Source organism: Streptomyces sp. NPDC005925 (assembly GCF_040638805.1).
GTDB lineage: Bacteria > Actinomycetota > Actinomycetes > Streptomycetales > Streptomycetaceae > Streptomyces.
Genome location: NZ_JBEXVL010000021.1, coordinates 67,540 through 85,072, shown reverse-complemented (window position 1 = coordinate 85,072; position 17,533 = coordinate 67,540). Strand labels below are relative to the sequence as shown.

The following is a 17,533-nucleotide window of genomic DNA, read 5'->3' as shown; positions in this document are numbered from 1 at the left end:
AGGCGGGTTGCGGGGTGGTTACGAGGTCGTCTGCTCGCGCAGGGTCCGCCAGGCTCCGAAGACCGCGTCGCGTGGACGGGAGCCCGTGGAGATGCTCACGCCCTGGACATGGGAGGTGCGCAGGATCGGGTAGTTGGCCTCGCCGAACACGCCGCCGGTCAGTCCCGTGCCGCCGTGGGTGGGCAGGCAGGGCAGGAAGCCGATGTGGGAGTCGTTGACCTTGAGCAGTCCGCCGTTGCCCACCCGTGCCAGGAAGCGGTCCACGGCCTTCGAGTCCTTCGCCCACAGGGAGTTGCGCAGTCCGTAGGCGTTGGAGTTGACGAAGTCGATGAAGCGCTCCAGGAGCTCTCCGTCGGGCGCGGGGTCCGCGACCACGATGGGCAGCAGCGGGAAGAACGTCTCGTGCGCCACGGCCTCGACCTCGCGTGCGTGGTCCAGGCCGCGTACGACGATGACGGTCGGCTCCAGGAAGATGCCGTTGGGGTCGCGGCTCTCGTCCAGTTGCATGGCGTGCCCGCCGCAGGCCAGCTCGGCGCCCTTGGCCAGCGCGTCGTCCAGGCACTTGAAGAACTTCTCGTTGCGCAGCACGGGCGTGAGAAGGACGTCGGGCTCGGTCGGGTAGCCCGGCCGGATGTGCCCGACCTTGCGGACCAGGGTGGCGATCAGCTCGTCGGCGACGTCGGGGTGGACCAGGACCTGGTTGGGGATCATGCACAGCTGTCCGGAGCCGTAGAAGCTCTCGGTGAGCGCCTCGGCCGCCAGGTCGATGTCGGCGTCCTTCCAGACGGTCACGACGTCGTTGCCGGCGAGTTCGAGGATGGGCTTCTTGCCCTCGGCCACGCAGCGCGCCTCGAACTTCGTGCCGTTCTCGCTGGAGCCGAAGTAGATGATGTCGTCGACGTCGGGGCTGGCGAGCCAGGCCGAGAGCATGGGACCGGGGTCTCCGCAGACCACGTTGAGGGTGCCGGGCGGGGCACCCACCTCGTCGAGTGCGGGGGCGACGATCTCCTGCATCACGTACATCACGCCGAGCGGGCCGCTGCGCGGGGCGCGGACGATGAGCGAGTTGCCGCCCATGACGGCGGTGACGCCGAGCAGCGCGCTCGACAGCGGCGCGTTCTGAGGCGGGTTGAGGCACACCACCCCGTCGGGCTGCCTGCGCACCTGCAGCCGGCGCTCACCGCGGTGGAACTCCTGGAACATCTGGGAGCGGTAGAAGGCGTTGGATTCGGGGCTGAAGCATTCCAGCATCCCGGAGACCTGCCACTGGGCGAGCATCAGGGGATGCCCCTCCTGGACGAGGATCTCCGCTATCTCCTCGGCCCGCTCGGCGAGCCTGTCGTGCAGGAGCGTGCCGAAGCGCCCGATGCGTTCGTCGAGGGGGAACGCGCCCCAGGCGGGGGCGGCTTCCGCCGCGGCGTCGATCGCCAGCTGCACGGTGGCCCGGTCCGCCTTGGCGACCCGCCCCACGACGACGTCACGCCGTTCCTCGGGCGTGATGCGCCCCTGTTCCAGTTTCCGCTTGAGAGTCAGGCTGGTGAAGACGTCGTCGAGCAGGGTGCTGGAATTCAGCACGTACACCCACTCGGCGCTTTCCAGCGGCTCACCCCTCACATAAGAGTGATAGGTGCGCAGGGAAGCGGCTTTGGGGGGTGGAGCAGATGAATTCTGCGACACCGGGCGAGACAGCTGTGTACTGCCCACGGACACTCCTCATCATTCGAAAACTTACCTGCGCCAGCCTCGCGAACGATGCTTTCAGAGCCCTCTGAGAGGCCGCTTAGATCTCACTGATACAGGCTTTTCAGCATTTCGCCGCCACCTTCTGCTACATTCCCGCACATCCATAGACGATATGACGATGGAGTGGACTGATGAGCCAGTCGGTGGAGTCTTCTCAAGGCGCTCAGGGCAAACTGGAGTCAGTTCTGCGATCGATCCGGGACCACGGCGACAATGCCAGCGCTTTCCTCGCGGTCAATGAGGGCAACGAACACTTCGAGGGAAGCGGCGGAGGGGTCATCACCTATCGCCGGGCGGGCAGGTACTTCATCCAGTTCGGCGGCGCGTTCGCCGAGAAGGAGCAGCAGCGCACGCTGCTGGAGGAGTTCGAGAGGTACGCGCGCGCAGAACGGCGCAAGATCGTCGGAATACAGCTCCAGCAGACGGACGTCGAACTGTTCGCGGCGGCGGGTTTCACCGTGAACCAGGTGGGTTCCTCATACTCGGTACATCTGCCGGAGTTCACACTGCGCGGCACGAAGTTCATGAAGCTGCGCAACAAGATATCGAGGGCGAAGCGCAGCGGCCTCCAGGTACACGAACTGCCGTACGACGAGGACGTCAGGAAACAGATCGGCGAGATCGACCGGGACTGGCTCCGCGCGAAGGGCAAGCACGTCAAGGAGATCGAATTCCTGGTGGGACAGGTGGGCGGCCCGGCGCAGGAACACCGCCGGCTGTTCGTGGGGCTCATCGAGGACAGGCCGGTCGCCTACATCTCGTACTCTCCGGCCTATGGCAGCCGCCCGGGCTGGCTGCACGACCTGAGCCGGCGGCTTCCCGATGTGATGCCGGGCGTCATGGAGGCCATCAACGCCGCGGCGATCGAGCGGTTCACCGAGGAGCGCGCCGAGTGGCTGCATTTCGGTTTCACTCCGTTCACCGGTCTCGACCCGGCCTGCGAAATTCCCGGGAACAGTGCGCTGACGGGGAAGTTCATGCGGCTGCTCGCGGAGAAGGGCGGCTCGATCTATCCGGCCGCGACCCAACTGGCCTACAAGGAGAAATGGGGGCCGCACCTGGTGCTGCCCGAGTACCTGGCGTTCCAGGGGGGCGCCAGTTTCGGGGCGATCTGGCAGATCCTGCGCGTGACCAAGTCCATCTGATCCTCCCCTCCGAGGGGGTGTGACGGCGCGCGCAGCAGGATCACGCGTGGGTGTTCCCGGGGCGTCGCCGGCGGATCGGGCCGCAGCCGGACGGGACCGGGGCGGCGCGGAGTCCGGCGCGCCGCCCCCTCCCGCTCCGCGAGGCGCTCGAAACCGGCTCGTGGTGCGGCACGAAGGCCTGCCCGCCACAGCGTCGCCCGCCCGGACCCCCGGCTGCCGATGCTCACCTGTGCGGCTGCCGCCGGGCACGCCGTCATCGACCGCCGCCCGCCCCCCGCCGCCCGCCCCCTGCCCCTGCCCCTGCCCGGGGAGCAGACGGACGGGTGCGCCCGGTGCGGCGAGACGGCGCGCCCGGTCTTCGCCACCAGGCCGGGCCGGCCCGCGCACTGCGCGAAGCGGCCCGCGCGGCCCAGGTGCCTGCTCCTGAAGCCCGGCCGATGCGGGCCGCGGCCCCGGCCCACCGGCACCGAACACCCGGTGGGCCGGCCACCGCGTTCCTCACCGTCCGGCACGCCGGCCCCCGCGCCGGGTCCGGTCGCGGGGCGGGCGGCGAGCCGCCCGGAGGCCGGCCCGCCGCCCGCCCCGCCGCTCAGCTGGCCCTGTGCAGCAGGCTCGGCCCCTGCCGCAGGATCTCCACCATGGTGTTCTGCAGGCCCGGCCCCGGCTCCAGGCCGAGCTCCGCGGACAGCCGCTGGCGCACCCGGTGGAAGGTCCCGATGGCGTCGGCCTGGCGGCCGCACCGGTACAGGGCGACCATCAACTGCTCGCACAGCCGCTCCCTGAGCGGGTGGCGCGAGAGAAGTTGCTCCAGCTCCGACACCACCTCGTGGTGGCCGCCGAGCGCGAGCTTGGCCTCGATGAGGAGTTCCCTGGCCATGAGCCGCGTCTCCTCGAGCCGGGCGGCGGCGGTGCGGCAGATCATGCCGTGCCCGGTGTCGAGCAGCGCGGGCCCGCGCCACGTGTCGAGGGCGTTGGTGAGGAGGGCGATGGCCCTCTCCGGCTCGCGGGTCCTGATGTGGCTCGCCAGTTCGACGTCCAGGATGAACCGCGAGGCGTCGATGTTCTCCGGTGGAAGCACGAGCATGTATCCCGAACCCGATGTCCGGATCACATTTCGTATGTCCTCCTTTCCGCTGTGCTGTACCAGCGCCCGGCGCAGCCTGGCAATATGCCCCTGAAGCGAGTTCGCCGCGCTTCGCGGCGGCTGCTCGCCCCAGAGTTCGTCCAGCAGAGCGAAAGACGAAACCGTCATTCCAGAAGTGAGAGCAAGCGTGGCGATAATGGCTCTGAGCTTCTCACCCGGAATATCGATGGGAATACAGTGATCGGTCACAGTTAATGGCCCGAGTAGCCCGATCCGCACCTTAAACCCCCGTGGTTCGGAACTGATAGACGGACGTGTTACATTGACTCAGCCACACGTACGGAAACATCAGAAAGGAGACTCGCGTACACATCGAACGTCACGACTTCGACATTCAGAAGGACATACCTGTCGGGAATCAACCGTTTAACGAGCCGAAGAGCCGGTTAAACCTTTCCGGGCCGAGAGATTCGGCACCACTCCGAGCGTGTGACGCGTCGAACTTTCTATCGATCCCAGAACATACACACGTGCTGGTTTTGAACACAACCCTTGCTTCTACTAAATGTTGGGCTCTTTTGGGCCATCGAAGCGCAGGATCCGGTCAAGATCCACAGGCTTGAACCCGGGATCCGGGCCCCGCGGCCATGATGGACACATCGACAAATCGACAAGGAGGGTGTGTGGCGATACAGGAACGGGCGGCCAGGACCCGCCGGCTCATCCTGGAGGCCGGAGCGGAGGAGTTCGCCGAGCGCGGGTACGTGGCCGCGACATGCGTCGGCATCGCCGCGCGAGCGGGTGTCACCAGGGGGGCCTTCTACTTCCACTTCGCGTCCAAGCGTGACGTGGCGAGCGCCGTCCTGGACGAGTGGATAGCCCGCCCGGCCACCGCGGGACCGCTGCCGTTCAAGCTCGAGGAGCTGAAGGAGCGGACCCTGGCGACGGCCCACCAGTTGGAGAACGACCCCATCGTGAGCGGCAGCTTTCGGCTGTGTCTGGAACAAGGACTTGACACGGCGGAACGCCAGCGTCCATATCACGTGTGGGCCGGGCGCTACCAGCATCTGCTCGAGGAGGCCGGCAGACAGGGGGCGCTGCGCCCCGACGTCGCCGCCGACGAAGCCGCGGAACTCCTGGTCGGCGCCTTCGCCGGCGCCCGCCTCGCCTCGCAGATCCTGCCCGACGGGACCGACCTGGGGCAGCGGGTGGTCTCCTTCCTGCGTCACCTGCTGCCGAACATCGCGACCCCCGAGGCCCTCGACCGCATCGCACTCGCCGGGGACGCCGACGCGGCCACTGAGCCCCGCACGACCGCGGGACAAGAGGTGAAGGGCTGAGCGCCCCGGGAATCCCTTATTCGGGCCGTCCGCCGCTCCGGACGTCGGTCCCATTGCAGAGTCCGACTATCAGTACGTAACCTAGACTGTCACTCACATACGACGCCAGGACAGTGCCCCCCGCCGGGAAACCGTCACGGCGGCGGCGGTCGACTGCGACCCTGGTGGCACAAGCCGGTCGTGAGGAGGAGCACAACCATATGACTCAGCAGACGGCGACGAAGCGAACCGGACGCCGCACCCAGCAGGAGCGCTCCTCCACGACCACGCACCAACTTCTCGTCGCCGCACGGAATTTGTTCGCCCGGGACGGGTACACCTCCACCTCGCTCGACGCCATCTGCGACGCCGCCGAGGTCACCAAGGGCGCGTTCTATCACCACTTCAAGAACAAGGAACAGCTCTTCCGAGCGGTGTACGAGCGCGAACAGCACGACCTCTCCAGTGCGATCGCCCAGAAGTACTCGCACTACAACGACCCCTGGGAAGCGCTGTTCCAGGGAATGCGGGAATTCCTGGTCGGCTCCATGGAGCCCAGCACGCAGCGCATCACCCTCATCGACGCGCCCGGCGCGCTGGGGTGGGAGGTCATGCGCGACATTCGCGCCGACTGCCGGCGCATGATGTTCTACGGCCTCGCCCAGGCCGTGGGCAAGGGACGCTTTCCCCGGCACGAGGTCGAGTCGCTGGCTTCGATGATCTACGGCGCCCAGTGCGAGGCCGCCATGGCCATGGCGCACGCGGACGATCCAGACGAGCTCCTCGACGCCACCCTGCGCCAGTTCCGGTTGCTCTTCGACTCCATTCGGCGCATGCCTCCCACGTTGCAGCCGTAGACCGCCGGCCGGAGGGGCCTCGTACCGGAGCCCGTCGGGGCGGCGTTCGGCGGCGCGCTCGGGGCGGGCGGTCCCCCGGTCCGGGCTCCGCTGTCCGCACGGCGGGGTCCCGTCCGTCGGACGCGCGCCCCGCGGGGCCTCCCGGGCGTGCCAGGAGGCCGCGCCTCAGTGGAGGGTGGGCGGGCCGTACACGCCGAGGTGGACGCCCAGACGGCGGATCGTCGCCGCGGCGGCGATGGCGTGGCCCCGTGCGTTGACGTGCCAGCCGTCCGCTCCGAAGATGCCGGGGTCGGCGTCGGCGGGATGGGCGCTCAGGTCGACGTGGATCGCGCCGTTGCGCAGCGCCAGGTCGTAGGTGCGCTCCGCCAGCAGTTGCAGCCGTCGGCGCAGGACGTCCCTGGGCAGGTCCCCCGTGCTGCCGCTGCCGAACGGCGCGAGGATGACCACCTCGACGCCCGCGTCCCTCAACGGGGCGATGACCCGGGCCAGTTCCGCCTCCGTCGCGTCGGCGTCGAAGGATTCGCGCAGTACGTCGCTGCCGCCCGCCGCCACGGCCGCGAGGTCGGGCTGGAAGGTCAGCGCCTTGCCGAGCTGCCTGGCGCGCACCTCGGCGGCGATCGGGTTCCGCTGGGCCAGGTTGAGATAGGCCAGGTCCGGATGGACCGAGCGCAGCGCGGCGGCCACGCCGTGCGCCCAGGGAACGTCGTCGTAGCCCTCGCACGGCTCCCCCGGCCCTTCCGCGAAGGCGTCGCCCAGGACGACGAACCGCCGCCAGGGCGCCTGCGTCAGTAGCTCTGTGGCCATGGCCGGGGAGATGCAGTAGGGGTCGTACGGCTCGTCGGCAGAGCGGGCGTTCACGGTGTCCCACCTTCCTTCTTTCGGCGTCCTTCACCTTGGTCCTGCGGCCCGGGACGATTGCGGCCGGCGACGGGCGGCCGGCACGGCGTGCATCGGGATTCCGACCGGGAGTCCTCCTGATATGCCGAAGCCCGAGCTCCTCCGAGGAGGAGCCCGGTGGCCCCGGCGGGGCGTACCGCCGCGGGGGACGAGACGGTCTCGCGCCCGCCGGGACCCGGTTCCGGGGCGGCGGCTCAGGCCCGCTTGGCGGCGAGGTGCTCGCCCAGCGTGCGGATCACCTCGGTCGCGACAACCGCGTGCCCGCGCGCGTTGAGGTGGAGGCCGTCGGAGGCGAAGATCGGCTCCTTGCCCGCGGGGTGGCTGGGAAGGTCGACGTGCAGCCCGCCCATGCGCTGCGTCACCGCCTGGGTGAGGTCGGAGAACTGCTGGAGCCGGTGCTTCATGACCGCCTTGTACTTGTCGGCGACGTACGGCGTCCAGGTGTTGTCGAACAGGCCCATCGTCACGACCGTGCAGCCCCGGCTGCGCAGCGCCGAGACCATACGGGCCTGTTCCGTCTCCACGGCCGCCGTGTCGAAGTGCTTGCCGAGCAGGTCGTTCCCGCCCGCCACCACGATGGCGATGTCCGGCTTGAAGTCCAGCGCCGGGTCGAGCTGCGTGGCCCTGATCTTCGCTGCCGACAGGTCCCGCACGCCGAAGTTGCGGTACTCGAGCTGCGGGTTGATCTGTTGCAGCGCGGTCGCCACGCGGTCGGCCCAGCTGAGGTCGGCGTAGCCCTCGACGGGTTCGCGGTGGCCCGCGACGATGCTGTCGCCGATGGCGGCGTACCGGGTCCAGGGGGCGCCCTGGAGCTGGGCGGTGATCTCCTCCGCGGTCAGCAGGTGCGGGTCCTGCAGCTCCTGTGTGCGGTCCGAGGACGACTCCGTGCTCGTCATGGCTGACGTCTCCTTGGGTGAGGGCGGTGGTCGTGCCGTACTAGTTCGCGGCGTCGGAGGTCGGCGTCTTCTGCTCGCCGGCGGCCTGCGCGGGGGGCGTGGCGGCGGCCGGGGCCGGCGGCAGCTTGATGGTGAGGCCGAGCCCGAGGACGGCCACCACCACGGAGGCGCACGCGGCGATCAGGTAGATGCGCTCGAAGTCGGCGATGTCCGTGAGGGCTCCGGAGACCACGGTGGCCAGGATCGCGATGCCGATGGCACCGCCGATCTGCCGGGCCGTCTGGTTCAGGCCCGTCGCCCCGGCGAACCGCAGCGGCGAGACGGAGAGCGCGGCGGCCGTGGACGTGCCGGTGGTGATGGCACCCATGCCGACACCCGCCAGGACACCGAGCGGAAGCCAGTAGGCGAGGAACATCGAGTGGTCGGGGAGGGTGAAGGCGAGGAGGAAGCCGGTGCCGGCCAGGACGACCGCGCCGCCGGTGGTGGCGAGCCGCGGCCCGTAGGTGGGCGGAAGCTTGCCGACCCGCATGGCGACGGCCGTCGCCGCGAACGCGCCCGGCGTCATGGCGAGTCCGGCCTCCAGCTCGGAGTAGCCCCACACCTGGGTGACGTACAGGACGCCGACCAGGAGCCACGAGAAGAGCGCGATGCCGTAGCAGAACGCGGCGGCGTTGGCCAGGGCGAAGGTGCGGTTGCGCCACAGGGAGATTTCCAGGGCGGGGGCCGGGTGCTTGGCGGAGCGCAGCAGGCACAGGGCGATCAGGACCGGGCCGGCGATGAGGCAGACCAGGCTGGAGGGCTCGCTCCAGCCCCACTCGCTGCCCTTGCTGATGCCGAGGCAGAACAGGCCGACACCGGCGCCCAGCATGATCGTGCCCAGCAGGTCCGGGAGCTTGCGCTCGGCGCCCGGGGCGGTCGTGCGCGGGATCGCGACGGCGCCGTAGAGGAAGTACAGCCCGAAGGGGATGTTGATCAGGAAGAGCGAGCGCCAGCCGAAGATGTCGACGAGGACGCCGCCGACGGCGGGACCGACCGCCGCCGCCAGGGCCGCCGCGGCGCTCCACTGGCCGATGGCCGCACGGCGGCGCTCGGGCGGGGAGTCCATGAGCACGATGGCGAGCGAGGCGGGGATCATCGCGGCGGCGCCGCATCCCTGGATCGCGCGGGCCGCCAGCAGGAAGCCGAGGTTGGGCGACAGGGCGCACAGCAGCGATGCCGCCGTGAAGACGCTCATGCCCGCGAGGAAGACCGTGCGCCTGCCCAGCGCGTCCGCGAGGCGTCCCGCCGGGGCGAGGAGGGCCGCGAAGACGATCGCGTAGATGGTGATGACCCACGACAGGTTCTTGAACGCGGAGCCTGTGAAGTCCTCGCGCAGGTCGGGCATCGCGAGGTTCACGACGGTGACGTCGAGCACTGCCAGGAACGAGGCTCCGGCCGCCAGGAGCAGTAAGGACGCCGCTGACCGGCGCTGTGGAGCGGCGGCATCGGGGGTAGCCACGGGTCACACCTCTTTCTTAGATACCGTTGGTAGGAATGTATTTAGTACTGACAGTGAGTGTCAACGAACCCCGGGCGACGTGACCCAGTTCACATACCAACAGTAGGTATTATTGCTCGAGGCGCAAGACCTGGCGCAGCACCTCCGCGAGTTCTCGCGCCGTGAGCTCCTCCAGACGGGCCAGGGCGTCGGCCGCCGCCTCGTCCACGCCCGTGCGCAGCAGCTTCCCGCGCACCAGGGCCGGATGGTTCTGCCAGGAGTCCGACCCGACGGCTCCGGTCCCCGCGGCCAGCTCGCAGGTCTCCTCGCGCCCGTCGCGCATCCGCACCGTCATGCGGCAGCCCAGCATCTTGGTGGCCTCCCCGAAGGAGGCCGCGGGCGGACCGAGCTCGTCCAGGAGCTTCTCCATGGGGATACCGGGCAGCTCCGTCTTCCACTCCAGGGCACGCGGCCCGGCGTGGCGCAGCGTCTCGCCGACCGGGGCGGTGGACATCACGCCCAGCCGGCTCAGCTCCTCGTCCGCGTACAGCCGCACCCGCTTCGCGAGCTCCCAGCGGCCCTCCTCGGCCAGGCCCGGCGGGGCGAGATCGGCGACCGTGAGACCGCCGGTGAGCAGGGCGGTGGCGACGTTGTACCCGGCGCTGAGGTTGAGGGCGGGCAGGGAGGTGGCGGCGCCCCGCACATAGCGGTCCGCGTGACCGCTCATCACCATGGTCATCCTGGGCACGGCCACGTCGACCGAGGCGATGCCCGCTGAACCGTCGGGGCGCAGTCTGCGATGCAGTTCGGCGGCGCACTCGACCAGCGCGTCCAGGTGGACGCCGGCGGGCAGCAGCTTGAAGGACAGGGTCTCGGTGTGCCAGCGCTCGCCGAGCCCGTACGCCACGAGTTCGGGCACGGCAGCCCCGGAGAACACCGCCAGGAGCCCCTCGGGATGCTCGATCACGTCGTCGCGGCCGGTGAGCCCGGCGAGCGCGGCGGCGCAGGCGTCGATCGCCGTGCGCACGGGAGCGGCGGCGGACAGCACCTTCGCGTCGCTGGCGAGCACCGCGGGGCGCAGCGCACGCGGGGGCGCGGCCAGCGCCAGGCCCCAGGCGTTCAGCAGCTTCCCGGCGTCCGCGCCCTCGCCGTGCAGCAGGGCGGCACAGGCCGCCACGAGATGGGTGTGGCCGGCCCACTGCCCCCGGAACGGGCCGAGCGTGCCCGCGGCGGTGACGCGGGCGGCGGCCTCGTTGGCGGCGGTCACGGCGGTGATCAGGGCGCGTCCGGAGAGCGCCTGGCGCTTCTGGTACGCCACCGGGACGCCGACGGCGGCGTGCGAGACGTGGCCCGCGTACAGGGTGTCCTCCAGATAGAGGCTGGAGGACAGCGCCGCCGTCAGATGGGCCGTACGGGCCGGATCGCCGTCGGCGTCGAGGGGGCCGAAGGCCGCGAGGAGGGTGCGGCCCACCGGGTGGGCGGCGGTGGCGCGGACCGCCGCGAGGTGGGAGACGACCTGGCTGGTGACGACCGAGCCGACACGAGCGGGAATGTCGTCGTACCGCAGCCCCGCGGTCCACTGCGCGAGAGCCCGCGTGAGACCTCCGTCGCCCTCACCGCTCATGCGACGCCCTCGGCGAGCCGCGCGGCGCCGGACGCGTGCGCGGGGCCCGGTCCCGGCGGCGTGGGCGGGGCGAGGACGGGAAGGACGGCGGGGAGTACGTCGATGGTGTAGCGCGAGACGTCGCACGTGCGCAGCTCACCGTCGTGCTCGAAGGAGAGCCGGCCGCCGTCGGTGCGCTCGACGACGAAGCGGGAGCCACGCTCGTACACCACGCCGGGGCGCCCGATGTGGCTGCCGTCCCGGGTCAGTCCGGCCAGCTCGCGTACGCCCATCTGCCCGCCCACCACGCAGACGTCGAGCAGGCCGTCGTCGATGACCGAGTGCGGCAGCAGTTTGAACCGGCCCGCCCGGTAGCGGCCGCCGCCGATGTTCACCAGGACGACGGGGCCCTCGTGGACGACTTCCCCGTCCACGCTCACCCGGCCCTCGTACGGCGCGTACGCGCTCATGACCTGGGCGACGGCCTGCTGGTAGCGGTCGCGGCCCCGGACGTCGACCATGCGGTTGGCCACCTCCAGGACGTCGGCGACCAGGCCCGACCCCGCGCCGAGCAGCGCCAGGACGTCGATCTCCCGGATGTGCGCCATGTCCACCCGGCGCAGGTGGGGGTGCTCGCCGGACAGGGCCTGGTCGAGGACCTCGCGCCAGGGGGCGTCGGCCCAGATCTCCTGGTAGAACGAGTTCCCGGTGCCGAGAGGGATGTTGATCATCGCGGGCCGCTTCCCCGCGGGCTGCCCGAGACCGGTGCGGGCCAGGCCCGACGCCACCTCGCGGGTCGTGCCGTCACCGCCGAGCACGATCACCACGTCGTGGTGCGCGGCGAAGGCCCCGGCCGCGCACTCCTCGGCGTGGCCCTGGTATTCGGTGTGGACGACGTCGAGGTGCGGCACCAGGCCCTCGCAGTGTGCGACGACCTGGTCGATGAGCCGCCGGTCGCGGGCCCCGGCCCGGGGATTGGCGATCAGCAGGGCGCGGGCCGCCCATCCCGGTTCAGTCACCACGGCCGCTCGCCCCTCGCTCCGTGCGACGCGCCGTGACCAGGCCCATGAAGTCGTCGTCGCTGCAGTAAGGGTCGGGGCCGCCGTAGCGTCGGACCAATTCGGCCACGCGCAGCTGTTCCACGGGTTCGAAGCCCGCGTCACGGGCCGTGGCGGCGGCGGTGTGCGGGGTCAGGCCGTTGATGTACGGCTCGCCCTGTTCGGCGACCTGACGCGCCATCTGCAGGGCGCCCTGGTACGGACTGGTGCCGTTCACGACGGCCTCGTCCATGTAGTCGAAGAGCAGCAGGCTGCCGGGCGCGACGGTGTCCGCCAGGTCGGCGAGGGTGGCGCGGCACGCCTCGGCCGGCAGGAAGAACGTCACCCCCAGCCACCCCACGACACACGGCGCGTCGGTGTCGAAGCCGTGCGCGGTGAGCTCCGCACGCAGCGAGGCGCCCGCGGTGAAGTCGAGGGGCACCGAGGTGACCGGCGGGGTGAGGTCCGCCGCGGCGAGCACCTCCAGCTTGGCCGCCTGCGTCGCGGGATGGTCCACCTCGAAGAACCGCACCGTGTCGGGGCCGGTGTGGCGCAGCGCCGTGGTGTCGTATCCGGCGCCGAGCAGCACCACCTGGCGCACCCCCGCGTCGACCGCGAGCGCGACCAGGTCCTCGAAGTAGCGCTGCCTCAGGAGTATCTCGGCGATGAAACCGCCGTGGGCCCGGTCCAGGCGCTGCAGCCGGTCGAGGGCCTCCTGCGAGGTGACGGGCGGGGGAACGGTGACGAACAGGTGCGCGTAGGTGTCGCCCAGCAGTCGCCTGTCCGGCTCGATGACGGCGTCGGCGGCGCGGGCGCGGGCGGTGAGATGGGCCGTCTCGCTCGAGTGCCCGGACTGCAGCCGGGTGGGTGAAGGTGCGGCTGTCACGGCAGATGCCTCGCTCAGGTGTGGGTACGGGGGCGAACGTTCCTGTTACGCGGGCGACCACCGCACCCCTCAAAACAACCGCCATCCGGGAGGGCGGGGCGCGGGTCGATGCCCGGTGCGCCGCTCCGGACGGGGCGACTCGGACTGGCCGCGGGCTCGCCGGTGGCCGTGGCCGTGGCCGGGTGGCCGGGCTTCACGGCCGGGCGCTCCGGTCGGTGGCGCGGATGCCGCGGTCCCCGTGTTTCCGGTGACGACGGAGACGGCGTCACGTCACCTGCCGCCCGGGATGAGGGGTGAAGCCCCTTCGTGCGTAAGACACGCGTAGGCACCGAAGCACGACGGCGCGAGAGCACCCGAGCGGATCGAGGGAGACCCAGTGACGACACTCACGGAAGAGCTGGCGGGATGGGCGAGTGTGCTGCGCCTGGACGAGATACCGGACGATGTCGTCACCACCGCCAAACACCAGATCCTGTCCCAGCTGGCAGCCGTGCGGGCCGGCCTGGAGCACCCCTTGGGCCAGCGGTTCGTCCAGGGCTTCGGCGCGCCGTTCCAGGACGACCCGGCCCGGTCCGCCTTCGTGCTCGCCGGACTCGGGTCCTGGCTCCACTTCGACGACACGGCCTACGCCGGGCACCTGTCCAACTCGACCGTGGCCGTCCCCCTCGCGTACGCGACAAGACAGCGGCTCACCGGGAAACAGCTGCTCACCTCGATCATCGTCGCGAACGAGACGGCGGCCCGGATCACCGCCGCCACGACGCTGGGTCCCTTCCGGGGCCAGAGCGCCGCGTTCACCCACGTCACCGGGGCCATAGCCGGGCGGCTGCGCGGCGAGAACGCGTCGGCGCAGCGCTGGGTGGACACGCTCGGCCTCGGCTTCGGGCTGCCTCCCCGTACGGTGCCCGTGGGCTTCCTCGACGGCGACGCCAAGCTCTTCGGCGCGTCGACCCCGGTGCGGGTGGGACTCGACGCCTGTGACGCCTCGGCCGTGGGCCTCGCGGGCAGCCCGGTGATCTTCGAGCACCCGGAGGGGTTCCTCTCCCGGTTCGCCACCATCGCGCTTCCCGAGGCCGTGGTGGCCGGGCTCGGCACGCGCTGGCACACCCGCACGACGTCCTTCAAGGTGCACCCCGGGGGGCCGGGCATGGACTCCGCCATCGATGTGGGCCTGGAGCTGCACCGGGAACTGTCCTCACCGGGGCGTCCGCTGCGCGCCGACGACATCGCCGAGGTCGACGTCGACACGTCCCTGTACACGGCGGTGGTGGAGCGCCGGGCCGCCGAGTACCTGCGCGGTCCCGTGTCGCCGGTGAGCGCGCTGGTGTTCTCGCTGCGGTACACGCTGGCCACCGCCCTGCTCACGGGACAGCTGAGCACCGAGGACTTCACCGAGAAGGGCCTCGCGGACACGGAGCGGTGGTCGCTCGCCGGCCGGATGGACGTACGTCTGGACCGGGACATGACGCGGGAGCTGTTCCACTGCGAGGTGCCCTTCGGCGAGGCGCTGCGGCAGGCGGGTGAGCGGGGCAAGGAGTGGCTGCGGCAGTTCGGTGCGGGCTGGGAGGGCGATGGGCAGTGGCTGGTCGACCTGGTGGGTGAACTGCCGCCGCCGAGCCGGGACTTCAGCGACGCCCGCAAGGTGACCGGCGCGCGGGTGCACGTGCGCATGCGGGACGGGCGGAGCGTCAGCCGCGAGCTGCATGTGCCCGTGGGGGCGGTCGGCAGTGAGGGCGGCCCGCCGATCGCGGAGATGGTGCGGGACAAGTGGCTCGGTACGGGGGGCTGCGAGGAGTTCGCCGACGGGGTCGACCGCCTGGAGGAAGCGTCGGCGGACGAGGTGGGGCGGCTGCTGGCACTGATCTTCGGCAACGCCTTCTGACGCACGCGGAGGCCGCCCGGCGCACGACGGGGGCGGGGGCGGGGGCGGGGGCACGGTGATCACACCGGGCCCCCGCCCCCGGCTCGTGTCCGTGCTGCGGCGGGTGCGGATCCTCGAGGTCGGACGGTACGGAAATGTCCCCGGGCGCGGCGGGGGGTGACACGGCGTGTCCGCCGTCGCGGGACCTGCGGCGGGCGTGGCCGCAGACGGAGCGGGGCCGGTGGTCCGTGATGGACAGCACCGGCCCGCGTCCTCATCCCCGGGCGGCCCCCCGTCCGGCGCGCCGCACGAAGGCTCCGGCGTCAGCCGCTGCCGGCACCGCCGGACGCGTGGAGCGCACCCTCGGCGATGGCCTCGTGCACTTCGGCGCGCCTCGCCTCCATCTCGCGGCGTTCCGCGTCGAGCGCTTCGGCCTGGAGTTCGTCGGACTCCATGAGCTTGACCAGGTCGGCGCCCGCCAGGTCGAGGACGCCCATGTCGTCGTACGCCTGCCGGATCTTGGGGCTCCACAGGCCGATGTCCTTGACGCACGGCACGATGCGGGTGAAGAGCAAGGAACGGAACGCCCGCATGCGCGGCCCGTTGTTCATGTACTCCATGCACTCCTTCATGTCGAACCCGAGGTTTTCCCAGACCTCCTGCATCCGCAGCCGGTCCCGCATCAGGTAGCAGCCCTCGACGATGAACTCCTCGCGCTCCGCGAGTTCCTGGCTGGTCAGGTTCTTGTAGTAGTCCCGCAGCGCCAGCCTTCCGAAGGCGACGTGCCGGGCCTCGTCCTGCATGATGTACGAGAGGATCTGCTTGGGCAGCGGCTTGGTGGTCTTGTCCCGCAGGATCCCGAAGGCGGCGAGCGCTAGCCCCTCGATGAGGACCTGCATGCCGAGGTAGGGCATGTCCCAGCGCGAGTCCTGCAGTGCCTGGCCGAGCAGTTCCTTGAGGTGGGGGCTGATCGGGTAGGTCATCTCGATCTTCTCCTCCACGAACCGGGAGAAGAGTTCCACGTGCCGCGCCTCGTCCATGACCTGGGTGGAGGCATAGAATTTCGAGTCCATGTCGGGGACGGATTCCACAATGCGCGCGGAACAGATCATCGCGCCCTGCTCCCCGTGCAGGAACTGACTGAACTCCCAGGCAGCCATGTGCTGCCGCAGTTCCTGCTTTTCCCTTACGTTGAGCTTGGAGTACTGCTTCGAGCCGTACAGGCCGAGGGTGTGCTCAGGGGTCCCGAGGGCGTCGTAGGGGTCGACTTCGAGAGACCAGTCGATGCGCTTCGCGCTGTCCCACTGCTTGTCCTTGCCCTTTTGATAGAGATTCAGCAGGGTTTCGCGCTCGGAATCGTATTCCCATGTGAAATGACTCGTGCCCTGCATGGGGATTTTCCAGGCGAGTTCCATAAGAATGTCTCCTGCGGTTGCGATGAGCGCTGCACGGCGACGTGTCCGGCGAGATGTTCACTTCGCCGGACACGTCGCCGTCCTCGTCTTGCAGGCGCAGCGGAGAGAGCAGGATTCGAACCTGCGAGGGGCAAAGCCCCGGCCGGACAAGTCCGGGCCCCGTTGGGCCGCTACGGGAATCTCTCCCTTCGTCCACCGGTTCCCCCGGCGACGAGAACAACAGTGCCAGACGGCTCTGACATGCCGCTGAGACGGGAGTCTCAGCAGCTCACGGCGGACTTCCGCGCCCCGCCGTGCTCCGCCCCGGGCATGCGGGACCGCGGGTGGGTGAGCGGTTTCTACGTCTCCAGGAGCTGGATTCCCCGGTCCTGCCTGATGTCCAGTTCGGCGTAGACGTCCGGGATCGCGATGACGGACATGACGTTGCGCAGCAGGAGTGCGATGCGTCGTCCCATGCCCGTGTCGGCGTCGTCGATGACGGTCTGGGACATGAGCTGCAGCCCCATGCAGGCACTGACCAGGAATTCCGCCGTCTCACGCACCGACACGTGCGCGGCGAGCTCTCCCTGTTCCCGGGCCGCTGTCAGCAACTTCTGGTTGAAGACGACACGTTCGAGGAGCCAGCTCCTGCGTAACTCTTCGTCGAGCCCCTGCTCCAGGCAGAGCCGGAAGCATCCGCGTTCACGGGCGCCGTTGCGCAGTTTGCTGGTCAGGACGAGATGCCCGTCCACGATCTCCTGCAGCTTGAACTTCTGCGGTGCCACCAGGTCCTGCTCCATGCTCTGCTCCTTGAACAGAGCCCGGGCGACGTCTTCCTTGGAGGAGAAGTGGAAGTAGAACGCCCCCTTGGTCACCCCGGAGTGCGCGAGAAGGTCGACCACCGTCGCCGTCTTGTACCCCAGCACGGCGAACAGCACGCCCGCCGCGTCCAGGATCTGCCTTCTCGTCCGCATCGCGCGCTCTTGCCGCACCACTCCACTCCCTTTCTGCGGGCGCCCACCGGGCAGATGCTCACGCTCAGGATCACTCCGGAGCCGACAGGCCGAAGGCCCCACGCCGGAGTGCGCGGCGTTCCGCTTCACATCGCCGCCCATGACGCCGATCCGGAACGTGCGCCGCTCGGGCCGGCTGCCGCCCAGGGGTCCTGTTCGGTCACGAGGTCTTCCACGGTGATGAAGTCCCCCTGAACACGGACAGCGGGTGGTTACGCTGCGGGGCGAGAGCCGGATACATCGGGGTCCGCGTCCCGAGGGGGTGACGTACCCGTACTCGGGAGGCTCGCGGAGTCGCGTGCGAGTGTACTCGGCCGTGCG

General features: G+C 70.2%; 14 protein-coding genes, 1 tRNA gene and 1 pseudogene. 4 read left to right on the top strand and 12 right to left on the bottom strand.

What is annotated here, in order from left to right:
* Positions 1-18: 18 nt before the first annotated feature.
* On the bottom strand, positions 19-1,614 hold the full coding sequence (locus tag ABZ354_RS21840; RefSeq protein ID WP_358659145.1) for an aldehyde dehydrogenase: 1,596 nt from the start codon (positions 1,612-1,614) through the stop codon (positions 19-21).
* 260 nt (positions 1,615-1,874) lie between these two features.
* Here ABZ354_RS21840 and ABZ354_RS21835 point away from each other — a divergent pair, with 260 nt between their 5' ends.
* Positions 1,875-2,888, top strand: coding sequence for a DUF2156 domain-containing protein (locus tag ABZ354_RS21835; RefSeq protein WP_358659144.1), 1,014 nt, complete (start codon positions 1,875-1,877; stop codon positions 2,886-2,888).
* Positions 2,889-3,477: 589 nt separating this feature from the next.
* On the opposite strand, the gene ABZ354_RS21830 is transcribed toward ABZ354_RS21835, so the two are convergent.
* Together ABZ354_RS21830 and ABZ354_RS21825 are read right to left on the bottom strand one after the other, a co-directional pair.
* Complete coding sequence (locus tag ABZ354_RS21830; RefSeq protein ID WP_358659185.1) at positions 3,478-3,972, bottom strand: AfsR/SARP family transcriptional regulator; 495 nt, start codon at positions 3,970-3,972, stop codon at positions 3,478-3,480.
* 6 nt (positions 3,973-3,978) lie between these two features.
* A pseudogene (locus ABZ354_RS21825) lies at positions 3,979-4,221 on the bottom strand (helix-turn-helix domain-containing protein); the annotation flags it as partial.
* Between the two features lie 434 nt (positions 4,222-4,655).
* On the opposite strand from ABZ354_RS21825, the gene ABZ354_RS21820 reads away from it, so the two are divergent.
* Positions 4,656-5,312 (top strand): ScbR family autoregulator-binding transcription factor, encoded by a 657-nt coding sequence (locus ABZ354_RS21820; RefSeq protein WP_358659142.1) that lies wholly within the window; start codon positions 4,656-4,658, stop codon positions 5,310-5,312.
* A gap of 200 nt (positions 5,313-5,512) precedes the next feature.
* Positions 5,513-6,148 (top strand): TetR/AcrR family transcriptional regulator, encoded by a 636-nt coding sequence (locus ABZ354_RS21815; RefSeq protein ID WP_358659140.1) that lies wholly within the window; start codon positions 5,513-5,515, stop codon positions 6,146-6,148.
* Positions 6,149-6,313: 165 nt separating this feature from the next.
* Here ABZ354_RS21815 and ABZ354_RS21810 read toward each other — a convergent pair whose 3' ends face one another.
* The 6 genes from ABZ354_RS21810 to ABZ354_RS21785 all read right to left on the bottom strand — a co-directional run bounded on the left by ABZ354_RS21810 (position 6,314) and on the right by ABZ354_RS21785 (position 12,944).
* Positions 6,314-7,006 (bottom strand): SGNH/GDSL hydrolase family protein, encoded by a 693-nt coding sequence (locus tag ABZ354_RS21810; protein ID WP_358659138.1) that lies wholly within the window; start codon positions 7,004-7,006, stop codon positions 6,314-6,316.
* A 233-nt stretch (positions 7,007-7,239) separates the two neighbouring features.
* Positions 7,240-7,941: an SGNH/GDSL hydrolase family protein gene (locus tag ABZ354_RS21805; protein WP_358659136.1), complete on the bottom strand. Its 702-nt coding sequence runs from the start codon at positions 7,939-7,941 to the stop codon at positions 7,240-7,242.
* Between the two features lie 40 nt (positions 7,942-7,981).
* Positions 7,982-9,439, bottom strand: a complete 1,458-nt coding sequence (locus ABZ354_RS21800; protein ID WP_358659134.1) for a DHA2 family efflux MFS transporter permease subunit — start codon at positions 9,437-9,439, stop codon at positions 7,982-7,984.
* Between the two features lie 109 nt (positions 9,440-9,548).
* Complete coding sequence (locus ABZ354_RS21795) at positions 9,549-11,042, bottom strand: MmgE/PrpD family protein (protein WP_358659132.1); 1,494 nt, start codon at positions 11,040-11,042, stop codon at positions 9,549-9,551.
* A complete protein-coding gene (locus ABZ354_RS21790; protein ID WP_358659131.1) occupies positions 11,039-12,043 on the bottom strand; it encodes a diacylglycerol kinase family protein in 1,005 nt (334 codons plus the stop codon). Before ABZ354_RS21790 ends, ABZ354_RS21795 begins: the two co-directional genes overlap by 4 nt.
* Positions 12,033-12,944: an SAM-dependent methyltransferase gene (locus ABZ354_RS21785; protein WP_358659129.1), complete on the bottom strand. Its 912-nt coding sequence runs from the start codon at positions 12,942-12,944 to the stop codon at positions 12,033-12,035. The genes ABZ354_RS21790 and ABZ354_RS21785 overlap by 11 nt, the downstream gene beginning before the upstream one ends.
* Positions 12,945-13,320: 376 nt before the next feature.
* Here ABZ354_RS21785 and ABZ354_RS21780 point away from each other — a divergent pair, with 376 nt between their 5' ends.
* Positions 13,321-14,826 (top strand): MmgE/PrpD family protein, encoded by a 1,506-nt coding sequence (locus ABZ354_RS21780; protein WP_358659127.1) that lies wholly within the window; start codon positions 13,321-13,323, stop codon positions 14,824-14,826.
* 302 nt (positions 14,827-15,128) lie between these two features.
* On the opposite strand, the gene ABZ354_RS21775 is transcribed toward ABZ354_RS21780, so the two are convergent.
* The 3 genes from ABZ354_RS21775 to ABZ354_RS21765 form a co-directional block, all read right to left on the bottom strand.
* Positions 15,129-16,196 carry a ferritin-like domain-containing protein gene (locus tag ABZ354_RS21775; protein ID WP_358659125.1) on the bottom strand — a complete coding sequence of 356 codons (1,068 nt, stop codon included), beginning with the start codon at positions 16,194-16,196 and terminating at the stop codon, positions 15,129-15,131.
* Positions 16,197-16,320: 124 nt separating this feature from the next.
* Positions 16,321-16,406, bottom strand: a tRNA-OTHER gene (locus ABZ354_RS21770).
* A 152-nt stretch (positions 16,407-16,558) separates the two neighbouring features.
* On the bottom strand, positions 16,559-17,173 hold the full coding sequence (locus ABZ354_RS21765; protein WP_358659124.1) for a ScbR family autoregulator-binding transcription factor: 615 nt from the start codon (positions 17,171-17,173) through the stop codon (positions 16,559-16,561).
* Positions 17,174-17,533: the final 360 nt, after the last annotated feature.

Coding starts and splice junctions, on each gene's coding strand:
- ABZ354_RS21835 (WP_358659144.1), top strand. CDS start 1,875: ATGAGCCAGTCGGTGGAGTCTTCTCAAGGCGCTCAGGGCAAACTGGAG.
- ABZ354_RS21830 (WP_358659185.1), bottom strand. CDS start 3,972: ATGCTCGTGCTTCCACCGGAGAACATCGACGCCTCGCGGTTCATCCTG.
- ABZ354_RS21815 (WP_358659140.1), top strand. CDS start 5,513: ATGACTCAGCAGACGGCGACGAAGCGAACCGGACGCCGCACCCAGCAG.
- ABZ354_RS21805 (WP_358659136.1), bottom strand. CDS start 7,941: ATGACGAGCACGGAGTCGTCCTCGGACCGCACACAGGAGCTGCAGGAC.
- ABZ354_RS21795 (WP_358659132.1), bottom strand. CDS start 11,042: ATGAGCGGTGAGGGCGACGGAGGTCTCACGCGGGCTCTCGCGCAGTGG.
- ABZ354_RS21775 (WP_358659125.1), bottom strand. CDS start 16,196: ATGCAGGGCACGAGTCATTTCACATGGGAATACGATTCCGAGCGCGAA.
- ABZ354_RS21765 (WP_358659124.1), bottom strand. CDS start 17,173: ATGCGGACGAGAAGGCAGATCCTGGACGCGGCGGGCGTGCTGTTCGCC.